Origin of the sequence: Nonomuraea sp. NPDC050022, assembly GCF_044460705.1 — a bacterium.
Taxonomy (GTDB): Bacteria; Actinomycetota; Actinomycetes; order Streptosporangiales; family Streptosporangiaceae; genus Nonomuraea.
Window position 1 is genome coordinate 270,647 of the sequence record NZ_JBITKE010000009.1, and the last position, 17,417, is coordinate 288,063.

Sequence of the window (17,417 nt, forward strand, 5' to 3'; positions counted from 1 at the left end):
CGGGCAAGCTACCATAGTTCAATGAACGAACCGAGGGAGTCTCATGGCGCTGGGTAAGAACTACGACGCTCAGGACTGCTCGCTGGCCAGGGCGCTGGAGGTGATCGGCGAGCGCTGGACGCTGCTGGTGGTGCGCGACGCGATGTACGGCGTACGGCGCTTCGGCGACTTCCTCGCCCACCTGGACATCCCCCGCGCGGTGCTCTCGCAGCGGCTGGCCACGCTTGTCGAGGCGGGCGTCCTCGACAAGCGCCGCTACCAGGACTCGCCGCCGCGCGATGAGTACGTCCTGACTCCCGTCGGCCACGAGCTCTGGCCGCCAATCCTGGCCCTGGGCGAATGGGGCGAGCGCCACCTGTCCGGGACCGAACCGCGCCGCGTCTTCCACCACCTGACCTGCGGCTCTCGCATCGACGGCGCCGCCCGCTGCGCCGCCTGCGACGTGCAGGTGTCGATCGAGGAAGTGGAGGTACGCCCCGGCCCGGGTCTGAAGGGCATCAGGAACGATCCGGTCAGCGTCGCCTTGCGTACCCCGCATCGGATGCTCCACCCGATTCCCTGAGAGAATTGGCGAAACCCCCGAAGGGAGATGGCATGAGCTGGGTGGAGATCGAGTCAGAAGCGGAACTGCGCGAACTACTGGGCGAGGTGATGCCGCGCGCGGCCACCAAGGACCGGCCGAAGCTGCACGAGCGAGACAGGCAGTGGCTGGAGAGCTCGCCGTTCTGCCTGATCGCCACCTCCGACACCGACGGCACCTGTGACGTTTCGCCCAAGGGCGACCCGGCCGGGTTCACGTATGTCATCGACGACACCACGATCGCCATCCCCGACCGGCCGGGCAACCGCCGGGCGGACGGCTTCCGCAATGTCCTGAAAAATCCGCACGTGGGGTTGATTTACCTGATCCCTGGGCGCAACGAGACACTGCGGATCAACGGCCGCGCCCGGCTGATCAGCGAGGCGCCGTTCTTCGACGAAATGATCGTCAAGGGTCACCGCCCGCACCTGGCGCTCGTGGTCGAGATCGAGCAGATCTTCTTCCACTGCGCCAAGGCGTTCCTGCGCTCGGCGCTGTGGAAGCCCGACAGCTGGGAGTCCGACGCGCTGCCCTCGCACGCGACCCTGGTCAAGGACGTGCAGAAGGTCGAGGAGACACTCGAGCAACTGGAGAGCTACTACGGCGAGACCTACGCCAAGAAGCTCTACGGCTGACCCTCGGGGATCAGGCGGCGGGGGTGGGGCCGTCGGGGAGCCGGATGACGTTGCGGCCACTGTAGGCTTGGAGATCGACGACCTTGGGGTCGTGCTCGCGCACGACGGGCCTGCGGTGCTCTCCCGACCGGATGTCGCGGATCTTGTGCCGGGCGACGTGTGGCGGCACCACCACTAGTCTCTTCATCGTGAGCCCCCCGTGACGTTCTTGTTACCTATGTTATCTACAGCTGCCTCGGTAAGATAGGTGTAAGTAGCGATTCAGTAAGGGAGTCGGCGGCCCGATGGGGACCGCAGGTCCAGGCCCGCGTTCCGGTCCTGTCGCCGCTTCGCCGACTTGACGATCCGCACGCGTCTCATGATCCGCCCCCTCTCGCGCTCGCCTTCGACAGCCTCTACGTGCACTGTGCGCGCCACCGCTTGACGGTGGCTTGGCGGCGAGTTGCAGCCGCCATGTGCCACAACTTAACCGGGGGCGTCCGGTCGTTCCATGCATTTCTACCGGGGGGAGCCGCCTCCCCCCGGCAGAATTACTCAGGCGCCGGGCGTGAGCCGGGCCGTGACGCCGATCCGGTTCCAGGCGTTGATCATCGCGATCGCCACGACCAGCGAGGCGAGCTGCTGCTCGTCGTAGTGTTCGGCTGCCTCCTGCCACACCTCGTCAGGGACGGCGGCCCGGTCGGCCAGCCTGGTCGCCTCCTCGGTCAGTGCGAGCGCGGCCCTCTCCGCCGGGGTGTAGACCGTCGCCTCGCGCCAGGTGGCCACGGACCAGAGCCGCTCGTCGCTCTCACCGGCCTTCTTCATGGCACGGCTGTGCATGTCGGCACAGTAGCCGCAGCCGTTGATCTGGCTGGCCCGCAGCTTGACCAGCTCAATCGTGCCGACCGGCAGCCCGCACGCGTGCAGATACTTCTCCACGGCGAAGAACGCCTGGTAGGCCTCGGGAGCGAGCTTCATGACATCGAGCCGCTGAGACATGGGGACCTCCATCGGGTTAGTCGTGACATGAGGAAGACGCGACAGGGGGCCGATGTGTGACAACTTCGGCATCGCCCGTACGCACGACATGTCGCTGACCAAGACCGGGGAGGTGGCAGGGACGCCCGGCTACATGGCGCCCGAGGTGTTCACCGGGCAGCGGGCTAGATGGCGCCCGAGGTGTTCACCGGGGGCCGGGACGCCCGCAGACGGGCCCGTCCGCGCGGCCGGCGCGGACGGGCCGGTGAGGATCACCCGGCGCAGTTGCCCCAGGAGTTGCGGCCGCCGCGCGCCTCGACGCGGCCGCTGGGGTCGCGGGTCCAGCCCCAGTACTTCACGCACTTCCAGCTGCCGTCGACGTGACCGGTCTCGGCGTAGAAGCGGTACTTCTGCACGTCCTCGGACCGGCCGCCGCCCCGCACCTCGATGCTGGCGCCCGTGGTGGTCTTGGTGTTGAGGTAGGCCGTCTTGATGGCGGCCACGCAGTTCTTCCCGGAGCGCTTGTTATACATGAGGTACACGTGTCCGAACACCGCGCCCTCGCGCGTCCTCATCGCGCGGTGACCGTCCTTGACCCGGCGGAAACCAGAGCCGCACACTCGCTCCGGCGAGTATGGGGCGGCGCTCGCGGAGGCGGCGGCGCTGACCGGAGCGGTGGGGGCGGCAGTGGCGGCTGCGGGGGTAGCGGCGATCCCGGCGGCGGCCAGAGTGGCCGCGATGACCGTTCGCGTGAGCACGATGAACCCTTCGATAGAGGATATTTAGGACATTGACGATCTTTACTGGCACACAACCGTAATGCACGGCGAGGGGGGTTGGTGAAGGAACGCGGCATACCGCTCATCGCGGTCAGCGCGGCCTGGGGCGGGTTCTGGGGCTCCTGGTCAGCGCTGCTACCGGCGATCAAGGAGCAACTCGGCGCGTCCACGGCCGACCTCGGGCTGGCACTGAGCGCGGTGCCGGTGGGGGCCATTCCGGCCATGGCGGTGGCCGGGCGGCTGGCCGGCGGCAGGGAGCGTACGGCGCTGATCGCGGTCACCGTGGCCTTCGCGCTGAGCGTGGCGGCCATCGCGCCCGTCGGCTCGCCGGTGGCGCTCGGGCTGACGCTGCTCCTGGTCGGCATGGCCAGCGGGGCGCTCGACATCGCCCTGAACATGGCCACCGGCCGGGCCGAGCGGGAGGGCGGGCGCCGGCTGTTCCAGGCGGTGCACGCCGCCTTCCCGGTCGCCGTGATCGTCGCCGCTCCCGCCACCGGGCTGGCCAGGTCGCTGGGCATGGGCACCGGCGCGGTGCTGGTGACGGCGGCGGTCCTCGTACTCGCCTCGTCGCTGTCCCTGAGCGCCCTGCGCATGGGCCGGGGACTGCCCGCCGTCGGGGGAGCGGGTGGCAGGCGGCGGTGGAGGGTCGCCATCGTGCTCGGCGCGCTGGCCGCGTGCGTGCTGATCATCGAGAACTCGGTCGAACAGTGGTCGGTGCTGCTGCTCGAAGACCACCGGGGAGCCTCGGCACTGGTGGCGAGCGCGGCCCCGGCCGTCTACATGGCGGCGCTCACACTGGGCCGGATCATCGCGCACGCGCTGCCCCGGCTCACGCTACGGACGTTCTACCTGGTGAGCGGGGTGGGCGGCGTCGCGGGCATGGCGCTGGCGGGGCTCGGCGGCTCGGTCCCGGCCTCGATGGCGGGGTTCGCGCTGACCGGGCTCGCGCTCGGGCCGCTGGTGCCCGCCGTGCTCAGCCGCGCGGCGGCCGACGACGCGAGCGGGGCGCTGGTGTCCATGGTCTCCGCGATCTCCTACACCGGGTTCGTCATCAGCCCGCTGCTCGTGGCCGCCCTGACGGCCCGGGTCGGCCTGCCGGGCGCGCTCGCCGCGCTGGGACTGCTGGCGGTGCCCCTGGTGATCGGCTACTTCGGTGTACGGACGGAAAATTGCCGTCCGTTGAGGCAATGAGGAGGGGGAAGCGGGTATCCCCCGGCCATGGCTGTCTGCGAAGCGTGTGGCAACGATTACGACATGTCCTTCGAGGTGCATGCCCAGGGGGCGGTGCACACGTTCGACTCCTTCCAATGCGCCATCCAGTCCATGGCGCCCATCTGCGAGCACTGCGGCACCCGGGTGATCGGGCACGGAGTTCAGTCGGGTGAGCACTGGTACTGCTGTGCCCACTGCGCCCGCCAGGAGGGCAGTCAGGGAATCGTCGATCGTGTCATGGCGGCGATGTCCTGATAGGTGGACACTTGATGTGTGGCCCCTTTTGATTTTGATGTCCTCGTACTCGGGACCGGCCCCGGCGGGCAGAAGGCAGCGATCGCCGCGGCGAAGCTCGGCAAGCGGGTCGCGGTCGTAGAGAAGATGCACATGCTCGGTGGCGTGTGCATCAACACCGGGACCATCCCCTCCAAGACCCTGCGCGAGGCGGTCCTCTATCTCACGGGCCTCAACCAGCGGGAGCTGTACGGGGCGAGCTACCGGGTGAAGGAAGAGATCACGGTCGCCGACCTCGGCATGCGCACCCAGCATGTGATCGGCCGCGAGATCCAGGTGATCCGCAGCCAGCTCGGCCGCAACCACGTGACGATGCTGCAGGGAACCGGCCGGTTCCTCGACCCGCACACCATCGGGATCACTGGTGACGTGGAGGAGAAGAAGGTCACGGCCGACAAGATCGTGATCGCCACGGGCACCTCGCCGGCCCGTCCGTCCAGTGTGGAGTTCGACGACAAGACGGTCATCGACTCCGACGCGATCCTGCACCTCGACCGGGTGCCCGAGACTCTGGTCGTCGTCGGGGCGGGGGTGATCGGCATCGAGTACGCCTCGATGTTCGCGGCGCTGGGCACCAAGGTGACCGTGGTCGAGCGGCGCGACCGGATGCTGGAGTTCTGCGATCTGGAGATCGTGGAGGCGCTGAAGTACCACCTGCGGGACCTGGCCGTCACCTTCAGGTTCGGGGAGAACGTCGCCGCGGTCGAGCGGCGGCCCCGTGGGGCGCTGACCGTACTGGAGAGCGGGAAGAAGATCCCCGCCGACTGCGTCATGTACTCGGCCGGCCGTCAGGGAAAGACCGAGGAGCTGTGCCTGGAGGCGGCCGGGCTGGCCGCCGACGACCGGGGCCGGATCAAGGTGGACGAGAACTACGCCACGCCCGTCTCGCACATCTACGCCGTCGGCGACGTCATCGGCTTCCCCGCGCTGGCCGCCACCTCGATGGAGCAGGGTCGGCTGGCCGCGCAGCACGCCTGCGGCGAGCCGGTCGAGGAGACGAACGAGCTGCCGCCGATCGGCATCTACACCATCCCGGAGATCAGCTTCGTCGGGAAGTCCGAGGACGACCTGACCCGGGACAAGATCCCCTTCGAGGTGGGCATCTCGCGCTACCGGGAGCTGGCTCGCGGGCAGATCATCGGCGACTCCTACGGGATGCTCAAGCTGCTGGTCTCCTCCGAGGACCGGCGGCTGCTGGGCGTCCACGTGTTCGGCACGGGCGCCACCGAACTCGTCCACATCGGGCAGACCGTCATGGGCTGCGGCGGCACGGTCGACTACCTGGTCAACGCCGTGTTCAACTATCCGACGCTCGCCGAGTCCTACAAGGTCGCCGCCCTGGACGCGATGAACAAGATGCGGGTGATCGCCCGGCTGACGGCCGAGCTGTGACGCGGTGACCGGCTCCCGGCGGGGATCACTCGTCGGTGGTCGTGCGGCGGTTGCGGGCCGGGGGCTTCTTGCGCCCGGCCACGAGCGTGTCGCCCGACGCGGGCGAGGAGGTGGGCTCGTCCCCGGGCTCGCTCGACGGCCGGCGCGGCCGGGCGTGTGGTGCCGTGTCCTCCAGCGCGGAGCTCTCCGGCTCGCTCTCGGAGCGCGAACCCGACGACGACCGCGTTCCTGACGACTTGCCGCTCGACGGGCCACCAGAGCTCGAGGACCCTGAGGACTTGGGCCGGGCGGGCGGGCGGAAGCCGGGCGCGTCGGGGTCGCGCAGCGCCGCGATGACCTCGTCGGCCTCCGTCTCGGCGGCGAACTCGTTCGCCGCCGCCGATTCCCTGCGCCGGATCACCACCAGGTGGTCCACGGAGACCCGCCCGGCCCCCACCACGGCCAGCAGCAGCGCGGCCACGCCCAGCAGGATCAGTTCGTTCGTGGTGATCGGGTTGAGCGGCGGCGCGATCAGGAAGACGGCCAGGGACTCGGCGAAGAGGATCAGCCCCATCACCGACACGATCAGTCCGGCGATGAGCAGTGCCCCGCCGATCAGCTCGGTGAGCATGGTGACCGTGGCCCAGGCGCGCGGCGCGGGGGCGCCCTGCGCGAGGAATTTCGCCCCCGTGGCGTTCAGGCCGTCTTCGAGCTTGGTCCAGCCGTTGGCGAAGCAGATGCCGCCCACGCCGATGCGGGCGACCAGGGAAGCGAGATCATGGAGGGACTGTCTCACGGTTGTTGTCTGCCCTAAGCGGGACATCACACACCTCAATCACGGCGCAGCAGCGTGGCCACGGCGACGGCGGTCAGGCTGAGCAGGACGACGCTCACGACGACGGTCGTGTGCAGGGCATTGACGAAGGCCCACCGGGCGGCGTCGAGCAGCGCACCGCCGGGGCCGCCGCCGACCTTGTCGGCGACGTGCGCGGCGCTGGCGAGAGACTGCCTGGCCTCGTCCATGCCACCGCCGGACACTCCGGGAACGGCGGGCAACGCGGGCGCGTAGGCGATCGTGGTGATCGTGCCGAGCACGGCGACCCCGAGCCCGGCGCCGAGCTCGTAGGCGGTCTCCTCGATGGCCGCCGCCCCGCCCGCCTGGGCCTCGGGGGCCGAGGACATGATCGTGTCAGAGGCGGCGAGCAGCGCCACCTGCACGCCGAACCCGACGCCCACGAAGCAGACCGAGAGCATCACGGGATGCGCCTCGACGCCCCAGGTGAGCGTGGGGGTGAGGGCGAGCGCGACGAGGCCGAGCCCGCCGCTCATGGTGGCGCGCAGGCCGATCCGGGGCAGCAGGTGCGCCGCGGCCAGCCCGCCGCAGATCGCCGAGATCACCAGCGGCAGCATCCGTACGGCCGCCAGCAGCGGGCTGTCGCCGAGCACGAGCTGCAGGTATTGCGCCAGCATCAGCTGCAGCCCCACCAGCGCGAACACGCCCAGCAGCACCCCGGCGACGCCGGTGCCGAACTCACGGCGCCGGAACAGCCCGACCTCCAGCAGCGGCGAGGCCAGCCGCAGCTGCCGCCGGACGAACCAGACGAGCAGCCCCACTCCGGTGAGGAAGACCAGGACGGAGGCCCCGAACGGGATCAGGCTGCCCGCTCCCGCCTCCTTCAGCCCGAAGGCCACCGCCAGGATGCCGAACACGGACAGCGCGGCGCTGAGACGGTCCCACGGCTGCCCGCCACGGTGCCGCGACTCCGGCAGCAGCCGGGCGGCGGCGGGCAGCAGCACGAGCAGGATGGGCACGTTGATCAGGAAGACCGCGCCCCACCAGATGCCGACGAGCACCCCGCCGATCAGCGGCCCCACGGCGGCTCCCGCCGCGGCCACCGCGCTCCAGACGCCCAGCGCGATGGCCCGCTCACGCCGGTCGGGGAAGACCTGGCGGATCAGTGACAGCGTGGCCGGCATGATCATCGCGCCGCCCACCCCGAGCAGCGCCCTGGCCAGGATGAGGACCAGCGGAGTGGGAGAGAAGGCGGCGACGGCCGAGGCCACGCCGAACAGCACGTAACCCGCCAGCACCAGCCGCTTTCGCCCGTAGCGGTCGCCGAGCGTGCCGAACAGGAGCAGCAGCGGCGCCACGACCAGCGAGTAGATGTCGATGATCCAGAGCAGCTGCACCGCCGTCGGCTCCAGCGCCGCGGTGAGGGTGGGCACGGCGATGTGCAGGACGGTCGCGTCCACGGTGATCAGGAGCAGACTCAGGCAGAGCAGCACCAGGATGGACCAGCGGTTGTCCTGATGTCGCTGAACCGCGCGCCGGAGGACCGGGGCGGCCTGAGTGACGGTCATGGGGCCTCCTTGCAGGCCGATCCGATCTCACGCAAGGCCCACATGAACTTGCGTGGCAGCTTAGGCCATGCCATCCACTGGGGACAGCGGTATCGGCCGATCCACGGCCTGCGGCACCTCTCTAGAGAGACACAGCCATATGTCCCGGCCTATCCATCTCTGTCCGGTCAGCCGATCATGGGGTCCGTGGGGACCGCCGAAAGTGCCGACAGGACCGACAGATCCCCCCGCGAATGGTGTGAAGAGGCGGTCACCAGACTCCAGGCGGGCCGCCCCGAGGCCGCGCTGGAGGCCGCTCGCACGGCCGCCGACATGGATCCGGCCAACGAGTGGGCCTACCGCCTGATCAGCCTCGCGCTGGAACGTCAGGGCCGCGACGCCGACGCGGTCGCGCCCGCCGAGCACGCGGTGCGCCTCGCTCTGGGATCCTGGCCGGCCCGGCTGCGGCTGGGCACCGCGCTGCGCCGCGTCCCCGGCCACTGGGACGAGTCCGTCGAGCAGGCGGCGCTGGCCCGCGCGTACGCCCCCGAGGAGGCCGCCCCTCACGTGCTCCGCGGCGACCAGGCGCTGCTCCGCGCCGAGCACGCGCCCGCCCGGCGCGCCTATCTGACCGCGCTCGACCGGGATCCCGCGCATCCGCAGGCCCGCGTCAACCTCGGACTGACGCTGCTGCGCTGGGACCGCCTCCCCGCGCACCGCGACCCCGCCTGGCCGATCGACCCGCGCGAGAGCGGCCGGGCCATGCGGGCGCTGGAGGTCTGGTCACGCCAATCCCGCCTGCTGGTCGCGCTCGCGACGATCGCCATCGTCGTGGCCGCCCTGGGCTTCGACCGGGGCCGCGAGGGCCGGCTCGGCGGCCTCCTGGTGCTGGTCCTGCTCGTCCCGATCACGCTCAGGCAGGTGCGCAGAGTAGGGGTGTGGTCCTACGTCCCCGCCATGCTCGGCCGTGACCCCTGGCTGGGCGCCGCCCTGGCCTCGGCCGTCGCGTCGGTGGCCGCGTTCGCGGGCTGGCTGACGATGGGCGCGCTGCCGGACCTGCCGACGGCGTTCGACCCGGTCTGGGCCGCTCTGGCGGGCGTGGTGGTGCTCGGCTGGCCGGTGACGGAGGGCATGCGCGCGCTGGCCGAGCTCTGGCGCGGCAGCCCGATGCGGGCCCTGGCCCAGTTCGCCCGGGTGCCCGCCGAGCGCACGGCCAGGCGGAACACGGGGGTCACGCTGTGGATCATGCTCGGCAGGACATGGTCGGTGCTGGTGCCCCTGGTGTGCGGGGCGCTGGCCGTGGAGCCGCGGGCCGCCGTGCTCGCGGTGGCGGTGCCCTACCCGCTGCTGGTCTCCTACCGGCGGGTTCGCCATCGCGAGGACAGATGGCTGCCGGTCGCGACCGGGCTGGTCGTGCTGACGTCCGTGGCCTGCGCGGCGGGCGGCCTGCTGGGGCTGGTCTGGGCCTGGCGGGCCGGGCTCGGCGCGCTCTGCGCGGCGGTGGCGCTGTTCGCGCTGCGCGCCGCGCGCGCCTGGTGGCGCGGCGGGCCGGGGCCATGGCGAGCCTCACTGATCATGTGCGACCTGCCCACCGGCGACGCCCCGTCCGTCGCGCTCACTCCGGAGGTACGCCAGGCGTTCGCGTACGCCAGGAGCGTCGTGCTGTCCTTCGGCGACTCCCTCGGCCCGCGCGTCGTCGGCACGGCGGCGACCGTCACCCCGTCGGGAGAGCTCAGGCTGGTCGCCGAGACGCAGGCGCGGGCGGCCGTCGAGGCGGATCCACGGGTGGCGGTGTTCGCCGCCGATCCGCTGCAGCGCAGGTATTGGGTGGAGGTGCGCGGCATCGCCGTGGCCGATTCGGACCTGCTGCGGGTCACTCCCAAACAGGTGCTCATGGGGGAGTTCCCCGGGCGGCACCAGCGGCGCTAGCTAGAATATCGTTCTATGCGGACTCTCCGTACCCCCGAAGAGCGTTTCGCCGACCTGCCCGACTTCCCCTACGAGCCGCGCTACGCCGAGGTGGCCGACGGCCTGCGCATGGCCTACGTCGAGACGGGCCGCGCCGACGGGCCGCCGGTGGTGCTGCTGCACGGCGAGCCGACCTGGTCCTTCCTCTACCGGCACGTCATGCGCGAGCTGGCGGCGGCCGGGCTGCGGGCCATCGCCGTCGATCTGGTGGGCTTCGGCCGCTCCGACAAGCCGGCCGAACGGGCCGACCACACCTACGCCAGGCACGTCGAGTGGACCCGCGCGCTGCTGTTCGACGCGCTCGGGCTGAGCGGCGTCACCATGGTCGGGCAGGACTGGGGCGGCCTGATCGGGTTGCGGATCGCCGGTGAGCATCCGGAGCACGTCGCCAGGATCGTCGCGGCCAACACGGGCTTGCCGACGGGTGACATTCCCATGCCCGAGTTGTGGCATCGCTTCAAAGACGCGGTGATGAACGCTCCCATGCTGGACATCGCCAGATTCGTCCAGTCGGGCTGCAAGAGCGAACTCCCCGCGGCCGTGCGCGCCGCCTACGACGCCCCCTTCCCCGACGAGTCGTACAAAGCCGCCGCGAAGGCCATGCCGGGACTCGTCCCGATCACCCCCGACGACCCCGCCGCGCCCGCCAACCGCGCCGCCTGGCAGGTCCTCACCACGCTCGATCGCCCGTTTTTGGTGGCCTTCTCCGACGGAGACCCGATAACTGGAGGTATGGGACCGATCCTCAAGAAGTCGATGGCGGGCGCCGCGGGACGCGCTCATCCGGTGATCAAGGGCGCCGGCCACTTCCTCCAGGAGGACGCGGGCGGCGAACTCGGCCGCCACATCGCACGGTTCGTCACCGGCACCTAGCGTGTCAGGTCCGCCCAATCGTCGGTCTGGTGCGGTATAACCAGGGGCGGACCGGGGAGGCGTGATGCGTGAGTCCGGCAGGGCCCAGACCGCAGGGCGGACCGCGGCGCGGGATCTGTTTGAACAGGTGCGGCTGCGCTATTTCCATCTTCCCCCGGCCATGCGCCGGGTGATGCACGTGGTCGTGCTCATCGCCACCGTCGGCGTGGCCGCCGCGCTCGGCTGGGACCTGTTCAAGACCTTTCTCATCACCCTGCTGGTGCTCGCGTTCCTCGCGCTGACGCTGCGCTTCCCGCGGGCCGCCGCGACCGTGCTGGTGCTCATCGGCTGGTGCGCGCTGCTGCCGGTGTTCTACGCGCTCCTCCCGCCGCCCTCACTGGCCCCCACGCTGCTGATGATGCTGGCCGTGCCCGTCGCCGCCGCCGCGCACCTGATCCGCTGGGTGACGCCGTGGCTGAGCGTGCTGATGGCGCTCGTCCCCGCCGGGGCGCTCGCCGCGGCCATTTCCTTCGTCTCCGACGCCGCCGCGGTCTGGGTCGCCTACGGCGCGGCCACCGCCGTCCTCATCCAGCGCTTCATCGCCGCCCGCCGGGCCAGGAACGCGCTGAGCGCCGAGGAGCAGGTCCGGGTCAGGGCCCGCGACGGCCGGCCGGAGGCGCCGCCCGAGAAGGCCGGCGGGCTGCCCGACATCTCGGTCGAGGAGGCGCTGGCCGAGCTGGAAGGCATGATCGGGCTCGCTCCGGTCAAGGAGCAGGTCCGCTCGATCGCCGCCTCCATCGAGGCGTCCCGGCTGCGGGCCGAGGCCGGCTACAAGGCCGGCCGACCGACCAGGCACCTGGTCTTCCTCGGCCCGCCCGGCACGGGCAAGACCAGCGTGGCCCGCACGGTGGCGAAGATCTTCTACGCGTTCGGCCTGCTCGAGACGCCCTTCGTGGTCGAGGCCCAGCGGGCCGACCTGGTGGGGGAGTTCCTGGGCGCGACCGCGATCAAGACCAACGAGCTGGTCGACCGGGCGCTGGGCGGCGTGCTGTTCATCGACGAGGCGTACGGACTGATCAACTCCTCCGACGGCCAGCCCGACAGGTTCGGCGCCGAGGCCGTGCAGACGCTGCTCAAGCGGGCCGAGGACGACCGCGACCGGCTGATCATCATCCTGGCCGGCTACGAGCAGGAGATGACCTCGTTCCTGTCCAGCAACCCCGGGCTGGCCAGCAGGTTCGCCACCCGGGTGCGCTTTCCGAGCTACTCGCCCGGTGAGCTGGCGGAGATCACCGAGGTGCTCCAGCGGCACCGGGGCGACACGATGGCGCCCGACGCGCGCGCCGCGCTGCTCGGCCTGTTCGAGGACGTCCAGCGGCGCGGGCTGGTCGACGAGCTGGGCAACGCCAGGTTCGTCCGCAGCCTCGTCGAGGCCGCCGCGACGGCCCGTGACGTACGCGTCGTGGGCGCGGGCGGGACACCGACCACCGAGGACCTCGTCACCACCACGACCGCCGACGTGACCAAGGCGTTCGACGAGCTGACCGCCCGCTTCCGCGGCTACGAGGACACCCCCACCATCGAGGAGGCGCTGGCCGACCTCGACCGGATGGCCGGGCTCGAGCCGGTCAAGCGGCAGGTGCACGCCATCGCCGCCCAGCTCCAGGTCGCCCGGATGCGGCAGGAGCGCGGGCTGCCCACGCCGCCGCAGACGCGCCACTTCGTGTTCGCGGGCCCGCCGGGCACCGGCAAGACCACGGTGGCCAGGGTCATCGGCCGCATCTTCGCCGCGCTCGGCCTGCTGGCCAGGCCCGACGTGGTCGAGGCGCAGCGGGCCGACCTGGTCGGCCAGCATCTCGGCGCCACCGCGATCAAGACCAACGAGCTGGTCGACCGGGCGCTGGGCGGCGTACTGTTCGTCGACGAGGCCTACAGCCTGGTCAACCCCGGCTACTCCGGCGGCGACGCGTTCGGCGCCGAGGCCGTGCAGACGCTGCTCAAGCGCGCCGAGGACGACCGCGACCGGCTCGTCATCGTGCTGGCCGGCTACCAGCGCGAGATGGACACCTTCCTGGCCACCAACCCCGGCCTGGCCAGCCGGTTCAACCAGCGGGTCGCCTTCCCCAGCTACTCCGCGCGGGAGCTGTCCGAGATCGCCGTGCTGCTGGCCGACAAATCGGGCGACCGCTTCGACGAGGCGGCACTGCGCGACCTCGACGAGGTCTTCGCCTGGGTCTGCGACGAGCGGCTGATCGACGGGCTCGGCAACGGGCGCTTCGCCAGGTCGCTGTTCGAGCGCGCGGCCATGCGCCGCGACGTACGGCTCGCCGCTCTGGCGGGGGGTGGCGGGTCGGCCAGCTCGGCGGAGCTGACGACCATCACCAGCGACGATGTCCGCATGGCCGTGGACGAACTCTCCGGACGTTAGGCAGCGAACTTTCCGGACGTTAAGCAGACTGCAGTTTGGTAGTTCCGTGCGCCCCGATGCTCGCATGGTGTAGCAATATGACTACACATCGTGCGCGCCGAAGGGGAGGGCGATGGCGGGGTTCCTGGCCCGCAGGCTGCTCAACTATCTCGTGCTCGTGGCCGTCGCAGCCAGCCTCGCCTACATGCTCGCGGCCAGCGCCCTCGATCCGCGCTCCAACTACGCCGACCGGACCCCCAAGCCGCCGCCGGCCGTCGTGGACGCCCAGCTCACCGCGCTCAACCTCAACGACCACACGCCGCTGCTCCAGCGCTACGCGACGTGGGCGGGCGGCGTGGTGCAGGGCGACTTCGGCCGTACGGTCACCGGCTCGCCGGTCAACGAGGACCTCAAGCGGCGCATGGGCGTCACCTTCCGGCTGGTCATGCTCGGGCTGATCTTCGGCAGCCTGCTGGGGGTGGTCGTCGGGGCCGCCGCCGCGGTCAAGCAGTACGGGTGGTTCGACCGGTTGTCGACAGGGATGTCGTTCCTGGTGCTCGCGATGCCGGTGGTCGTGCTGGCCAACATGCTGATCCTGCTCGGCACCCTGGCCAACGATCGGCTCTTCGGGCACCGGCTCTTCCTGGTCAGCGGCGAATACAGCGACGGGCTCGACACCGGCTTCTGGGGGACCGTGAGTGACCGGCTGCGGCACCTGATCCTGCCGACGATCTCGCTGTCGCTGGGGCTGGCCGCGGTCTTCAGCCGCTACCAGCGCAACACCATGCTCGACGTGCTCGGCGCCGACTTCGTCCGCACCGCCATGGCCAAAGGGCTGAGCAGGAGCCAGGCGCTCATCCACCACGCCCTGCGCACCGCCCTGATCCCGGTCGCGACCTACTTCGCGTTCACCTTCGGCGCGCTGCTGACCGGCGCGACGTTCACCGAGAAGATCTTCGGCTGGCACGGGCTGGGCGAACAACTGATCAACTCCATCTTCACCAACGACGTCAACACCGTGGCGGCCATCGCCTTCATCGCCGCGATCGCGGTGCTGTGCGCGTCCCTGGCGGCCGATCTGCTGCACGCCGCCCTCGACCCCCGGGTGAGGGCCGGATGACGGCGCTGCTCGTCGGTAGGCGGGCTCCGTCGCGGCTGCGGGTGGTCGCCTGGAGGTTCTTCCAGTCCACGCAAGGGCGGATCGGCTTCGCCGTGCTCGTGCTGCTGTTCCTGCTGGCCTTCGCCGGGCCGGTGCTCAGCCCGTGGTCCTACACCGACAAGGACTTCACCGCCTTCCTCAGCCCGCCGTCGGCCGAGCACTGGTTCGGCACGCTGCAGACCGGCGCCGACGTCTACGCGGTGACGCTGCGCGGCATGCGCAAGTCGCTGATCGTCGGGCTGCTGGCCGCGCTGGTGTCCACCGCGCTGGCCGCCGTCGTCGGGGCGTTCGCCGGCTACTTCCCCGGCTGGACCGACCGGACGCTCACCTGGGGCGCCGACCTGCTCCTGGTGCTGCCCGCGTTCCTGATCCTGGCCGTCATGTCGCCGCTGTTCGGGGCGGGGCAGTGGGTGCTGTTCGTGATCATGCTGGCGCTGTTCCTCTGGATGGTCACCTCGAAGATCGTCAGAGGGATGACGATCTCGCTGAAGCAGCGGGAGTTCATCCAGGCCGCCCGGTTCATGGGCGTCTCGCCGGTGCGCATCATCTTCCGGCACATCATCCCCAACCTGTCGTCGCTGCTGATCGTCGACGCCACCCTCAATGTCAGCGCGGCCATCCTCACCGAGACCTCGCTGTCCTACTTCGGCTTCGGCATCCAGCCGCCCGACGTCTCCTTCGGCACGCTCATCGCCGACGGCGCCCGGACCGCCCTCTACGCGCCGTGGACGTTCTGGTTCGTCGCCGGGCTGCTGGTGGTCACCGTGCTCGCGGTCAACCTCATCGGCGACGCGCTGCGCGACGCCTTCGATCCCGCCTCCCGGAGGCCACGGTGACGCCCGTCCTGGAGGTCACCGACCTCAACGTCTCCTTCGGCGACGTGGCGGCCGTACGCGGCGTCAGCTATGCCGTACGCCAGGGCGAGGTGCTCGGCATCGTCGGCGAATCGGGCTCCGGCAAGTCCGTCACCTCGGCCGCGGTCATGGGCCTGCTGCCGCCGGGCGCCACGGTCACCGGCTCGGTGCGGCTGCACGGCAAGGAGCTGATCGGCGCCCGGCAGCGGGAGCTGACCGCCTTTCGCGGCAAGACCATGTCGATGGTCTTCCAGGACCCGCTGTCCGCGCTGACCCCCGTCTACCGCGTCGGCGACCAGATCGCCGAGGCGGTGCGCGTCCACCAGAAGGTGACCAAGAAGCAGGCCGCGGCCATGGCCGTCGAACTGCTCGACCTGGTCGGCATCCCCAACCCGGCCCAGCGGGCCCTGGCCTTCCCCCACGAGTTCTCCGGCGGGATGCGGCAGCGCGCGGTGATCGCGATGGCCATCGCCAACGACCCCGACGTGATCATCTGCGACGAGCCGACCACCGCGCTCGACGTCACCATCCAGGCGCAGGTGCTCGAAGTGCTGAAGAAGGCCCAGCGGGAGACGGGCGCCGCGATCGTCATGATCACGCACGATCTCGGGGTGGTGGCCGGGTTCGCCGATCGGGTGCTGGTGATGTACGCGGGCCGGCCGGTCGAGGTGGGCAGCGTGGACGACATCTACTACGAGCCGCGCATGCCCTACACCGTCGGGCTGCTCAGCTCCATCCCGCGCGTAGACACCGACGGCCGGCACCCGCTCGTGCCCATCGAGGGCGCGCCGCCGTCGCCCGCGGCGCTGCCGCCGGGCTGCCCGTTCGCGCCGCGCTGCCCGATGCGCATCGACGCCTGCGAGGCCGCCGAGCCGCCGCTGGTCGACGTCGGCCCGGCGCACCAGGCCGCGTGCATCCGCTGGGCGGACGTACGCCCCCGCGTGGCGGCCAAGCACGCGGTCCCCGTCGAGCCGCGCGAGGCACGGCCGCGCCAGGACCGGCAGCCGGTGCTGAAGGTCGACGGGCTGGTCAAGCGCTACCCGCTGCTGCGCGGATCGGTGTTCAAGCACAGGGTCGGCACCGTGCACGCGGTGGAGGGGGTCAGCTTCGACGTACGCGAGGGCGAGACGCTCGGTCTCGTCGGCGAGTCGGGCTGCGGCAAGACCACGACGCTGATGGAGATCCTGGAGCTGGCCGAGCCGCAGGAGGGCCGCATTGTCGTGCTCGGGCACGACACCGCCCGCCTCGGCGGCGCCGAACGGATGGCGATCAGGCGCGACATGCAGGTCGTCTTCCAGGACCCGCTCGCCTCCCTCGACCCGCGCATGACCGTCTACGACATCCTGGCCGAGCCGCTGCGCACCCACGGCAAGGGCGATCCGGGCGGCCGGGTGGCCGAGCTGCTCGACCTGGTCGGGCTCGACCCCTCCCACGCGGCCCGCTACCCGCAGGACTTCTCCGGCGGACAGCGGCAGCGCATCGGCATCGCCCGCGCGCTGGCGCTCGAACCCAGGTTCCTGGCGCTCGACGAGCCGGTCTCCGCGCTGGACGTGTCGATCCAGGCCGGTGTGATCAACCTGCTCGACGCGCTGAAGGCCGAGCTCGGGCTGTCCTACCTGTTCGTCGCGCACGACCTGGCCGTGGTGCGCTACATCGCCGACCGGGTGGCCGTCATGTATCTGGGCAGGATCGCCGAGATCGGGCAGGTGGACGCCGTCTATGACGCTCCCGCGCACCCGTACACACAGGCGTTGCTGTCCGCGATCCCGCTGCCCGACCCGGTCCGCGAGCGCTCGCGCCGGCGGATCCTGCTCGAAGGCGATCTCCCCAGTCCGGCCGACCCCCCGTCGGGCTGCCGCTTCCGCACCCGGTGCCCGAAGTTCAGGGCCGAGTTGACCGACGACGAACGCGCCGTGTGCGTGGCCGTCGAGCCCTCGGTGCACCTGCTCGACAAGGACCAGGGCGCCGCCTGTCACTACGCCGAGAAGCTCGAAGTCACCTAAGCTAAG

16 protein-coding genes are annotated in these 17,417 nt (G+C 70.9%); 11 read left to right on the forward strand and 5 right to left on the reverse strand.

Going from position 1 to position 17,417, the window contains the following annotated elements; genetic code table 11:
• Positions 1 to 43: 43 nt before the first annotated feature.
• The gene (locus ACIBO2_RS36455) at positions 44 to 562 is read left to right on the forward strand and encodes a helix-turn-helix domain-containing protein (RefSeq protein ID WP_358544949.1); all 519 of its coding nucleotides are present in this window, start codon (positions 44 to 46) and stop codon (positions 560 to 562) included.
• Positions 563 to 594: 32 nt separating this feature from the next.
• Positions 595 to 1,215 carry a pyridoxamine 5'-phosphate oxidase family protein gene (locus ACIBO2_RS36460; protein ID WP_358544951.1) on the forward strand — a complete coding sequence of 207 codons (621 nt, stop codon included), beginning with the start codon at positions 595 to 597 and terminating at the stop codon, positions 1,213 to 1,215.
• A 10-nt stretch (positions 1,216 to 1,225) separates the two neighbouring features.
• Here ACIBO2_RS36460 and ACIBO2_RS36465 read toward each other — a convergent pair whose 3' ends face one another.
• From ACIBO2_RS36465 to ACIBO2_RS36475, 3 genes are all read right to left on the reverse strand, one after another.
• Entirely contained in the window at positions 1,226 to 1,402 is a 177-nt protein-coding gene (locus ACIBO2_RS36465) for a hypothetical protein (protein ID WP_358544953.1), read from the reverse strand.
• A 347-nt stretch (positions 1,403 to 1,749) separates the two neighbouring features.
• Positions 1,750 to 2,193 carry a carboxymuconolactone decarboxylase family protein gene (locus ACIBO2_RS36470; RefSeq protein WP_397302902.1) on the reverse strand — a complete coding sequence of 148 codons (444 nt, stop codon included), beginning with the start codon at positions 2,191 to 2,193 and terminating at the stop codon, positions 1,750 to 1,752.
• A gap of 251 nt (positions 2,194 to 2,444) precedes the next feature.
• Complete coding sequence (locus ACIBO2_RS36475; protein ID WP_358544955.1) at positions 2,445 to 2,930, reverse strand: hypothetical protein; 486 nt, start codon at positions 2,928 to 2,930, stop codon at positions 2,445 to 2,447.
• Between the two features lie 81 nt (positions 2,931 to 3,011).
• Between ACIBO2_RS36475 and ACIBO2_RS36480 the strand changes: the two genes are divergently transcribed.
• Genes ACIBO2_RS36480 through sthA form a run of 3 tightly spaced genes read left to right on the forward strand, consistent with a single transcriptional unit; the run spans position 3,012 to position 5,849 of the window.
• Positions 3,012 to 4,142 carry a hypothetical protein gene (locus tag ACIBO2_RS36480; protein WP_358544957.1) on the forward strand — a complete coding sequence of 377 codons (1,131 nt, stop codon included), beginning with the start codon at positions 3,012 to 3,014 and terminating at the stop codon, positions 4,140 to 4,142.
• A 27-nt stretch (positions 4,143 to 4,169) separates the two neighbouring features.
• A complete protein-coding gene (locus ACIBO2_RS36485) occupies positions 4,170 to 4,418 on the forward strand; it encodes a hypothetical protein (RefSeq protein ID WP_358544959.1) in 249 nt (82 codons plus the stop codon).
• A gap of 18 nt (positions 4,419 to 4,436) precedes the next feature.
• Positions 4,437 to 5,849, forward strand: coding sequence for a Si-specific NAD(P)(+) transhydrogenase (gene sthA / locus ACIBO2_RS36490; RefSeq protein WP_358544960.1), 1,413 nt, complete (start codon positions 4,437 to 4,439; stop codon positions 5,847 to 5,849).
• A 25-nt stretch (positions 5,850 to 5,874) separates the two neighbouring features.
• Here the strand turns inward: sthA and ACIBO2_RS36495 are convergent, their stop codons facing one another.
• Together ACIBO2_RS36495 and ACIBO2_RS36500 are read right to left on the reverse strand one after the other, a co-directional pair.
• Positions 5,875 to 6,624: a DoxX family protein gene (locus tag ACIBO2_RS36495; RefSeq protein ID WP_397302906.1), complete on the reverse strand. Its 750-nt coding sequence runs from the start codon at positions 6,622 to 6,624 to the stop codon at positions 5,875 to 5,877.
• A gap of 35 nt (positions 6,625 to 6,659) precedes the next feature.
• Positions 6,660 to 8,189, reverse strand: coding sequence for an MFS transporter (locus tag ACIBO2_RS36500; protein ID WP_397302908.1), 1,530 nt, complete (start codon positions 8,187 to 8,189; stop codon positions 6,660 to 6,662).
• A gap of 186 nt (positions 8,190 to 8,375) precedes the next feature.
• Between ACIBO2_RS36500 and ACIBO2_RS36505 the strand changes: the two genes are divergently transcribed.
• The 6 genes from ACIBO2_RS36505 to ACIBO2_RS36530 all read left to right on the forward strand — a co-directional run bounded on the left by ACIBO2_RS36505 (position 8,376) and on the right by ACIBO2_RS36530 (position 17,411).
• Positions 8,376 to 10,097, forward strand: coding sequence for a hypothetical protein (locus tag ACIBO2_RS36505; protein ID WP_397302910.1), 1,722 nt, complete (start codon positions 8,376 to 8,378; stop codon positions 10,095 to 10,097).
• A gap of 15 nt (positions 10,098 to 10,112) precedes the next feature.
• On the forward strand, positions 10,113 to 11,009 hold the full coding sequence (locus tag ACIBO2_RS36510) for a haloalkane dehalogenase (RefSeq protein WP_358544967.1): 897 nt from the start codon (positions 10,113 to 10,115) through the stop codon (positions 11,007 to 11,009).
• 64 nt (positions 11,010 to 11,073) lie between these two features.
• Complete coding sequence (locus ACIBO2_RS36515; RefSeq protein WP_358544968.1) at positions 11,074 to 13,416, forward strand: AAA family ATPase; 2,343 nt, start codon at positions 11,074 to 11,076, stop codon at positions 13,414 to 13,416.
• Positions 13,417 to 13,528: 112 nt separating this feature from the next.
• The gene (locus ACIBO2_RS36520; RefSeq protein WP_358544969.1) at positions 13,529 to 14,515 is read left to right on the forward strand and encodes an ABC transporter permease; all 987 of its coding nucleotides are present in this window, start codon (positions 13,529 to 13,531) and stop codon (positions 14,513 to 14,515) included.
• Positions 14,512 to 15,390 carry an ABC transporter permease gene (locus tag ACIBO2_RS36525; protein WP_358544970.1) on the forward strand — a complete coding sequence of 293 codons (879 nt, stop codon included), beginning with the start codon at positions 14,512 to 14,514 and terminating at the stop codon, positions 15,388 to 15,390. The genes ACIBO2_RS36520 and ACIBO2_RS36525 overlap by 4 nt, the downstream gene beginning before the upstream one ends.
• Positions 15,387 to 17,411 carry an ABC transporter ATP-binding protein gene (locus tag ACIBO2_RS36530; protein ID WP_358544971.1) on the forward strand — a complete coding sequence of 675 codons (2,025 nt, stop codon included), beginning with the start codon at positions 15,387 to 15,389 and terminating at the stop codon, positions 17,409 to 17,411. The genes ACIBO2_RS36525 and ACIBO2_RS36530 overlap by 4 nt, the downstream gene beginning before the upstream one ends.
• Positions 17,412 to 17,417 lie beyond the last annotated feature (6 nt).

Coding starts and splice junctions, on each gene's coding strand:
- ACIBO2_RS36485 (WP_358544959.1), top strand. CDS start 4,170: ATGGCTGTCTGCGAAGCGTGTGGCAACGATTACGACATGTCCTTCGAG.
- ACIBO2_RS36455 (WP_358544949.1), top strand. CDS start 44: ATGGCGCTGGGTAAGAACTACGACGCTCAGGACTGCTCGCTGGCCAGG.
- ACIBO2_RS36510 (WP_358544967.1), top strand. CDS start 10,113: ATGCGGACTCTCCGTACCCCCGAAGAGCGTTTCGCCGACCTGCCCGAC.
- ACIBO2_RS36520 (WP_358544969.1), top strand. CDS start 13,529: ATGGCGGGGTTCCTGGCCCGCAGGCTGCTCAACTATCTCGTGCTCGTG.
- ACIBO2_RS36515 (WP_358544968.1), top strand. CDS start 11,074: ATGCGTGAGTCCGGCAGGGCCCAGACCGCAGGGCGGACCGCGGCGCGG.
- ACIBO2_RS36470 (WP_397302902.1), bottom strand. CDS start 2,193: ATGTCTCAGCGGCTCGATGTCATGAAGCTCGCTCCCGAGGCCTACCAG.
- ACIBO2_RS36525 (WP_358544970.1), top strand. CDS start 14,512: ATGACGGCGCTGCTCGTCGGTAGGCGGGCTCCGTCGCGGCTGCGGGTG.
- ACIBO2_RS36500 (WP_397302908.1), bottom strand. CDS start 8,189: ATGACCGTCACTCAGGCCGCCCCGGTCCTCCGGCGCGCGGTTCAGCGA.
- ACIBO2_RS36465 (WP_358544953.1), bottom strand. CDS start 1,402: ATGAAGAGACTAGTGGTGGTGCCGCCACACGTCGCCCGGCACAAGATC.
- ACIBO2_RS36460 (WP_358544951.1), top strand. CDS start 595: ATGAGCTGGGTGGAGATCGAGTCAGAAGCGGAACTGCGCGAACTACTG.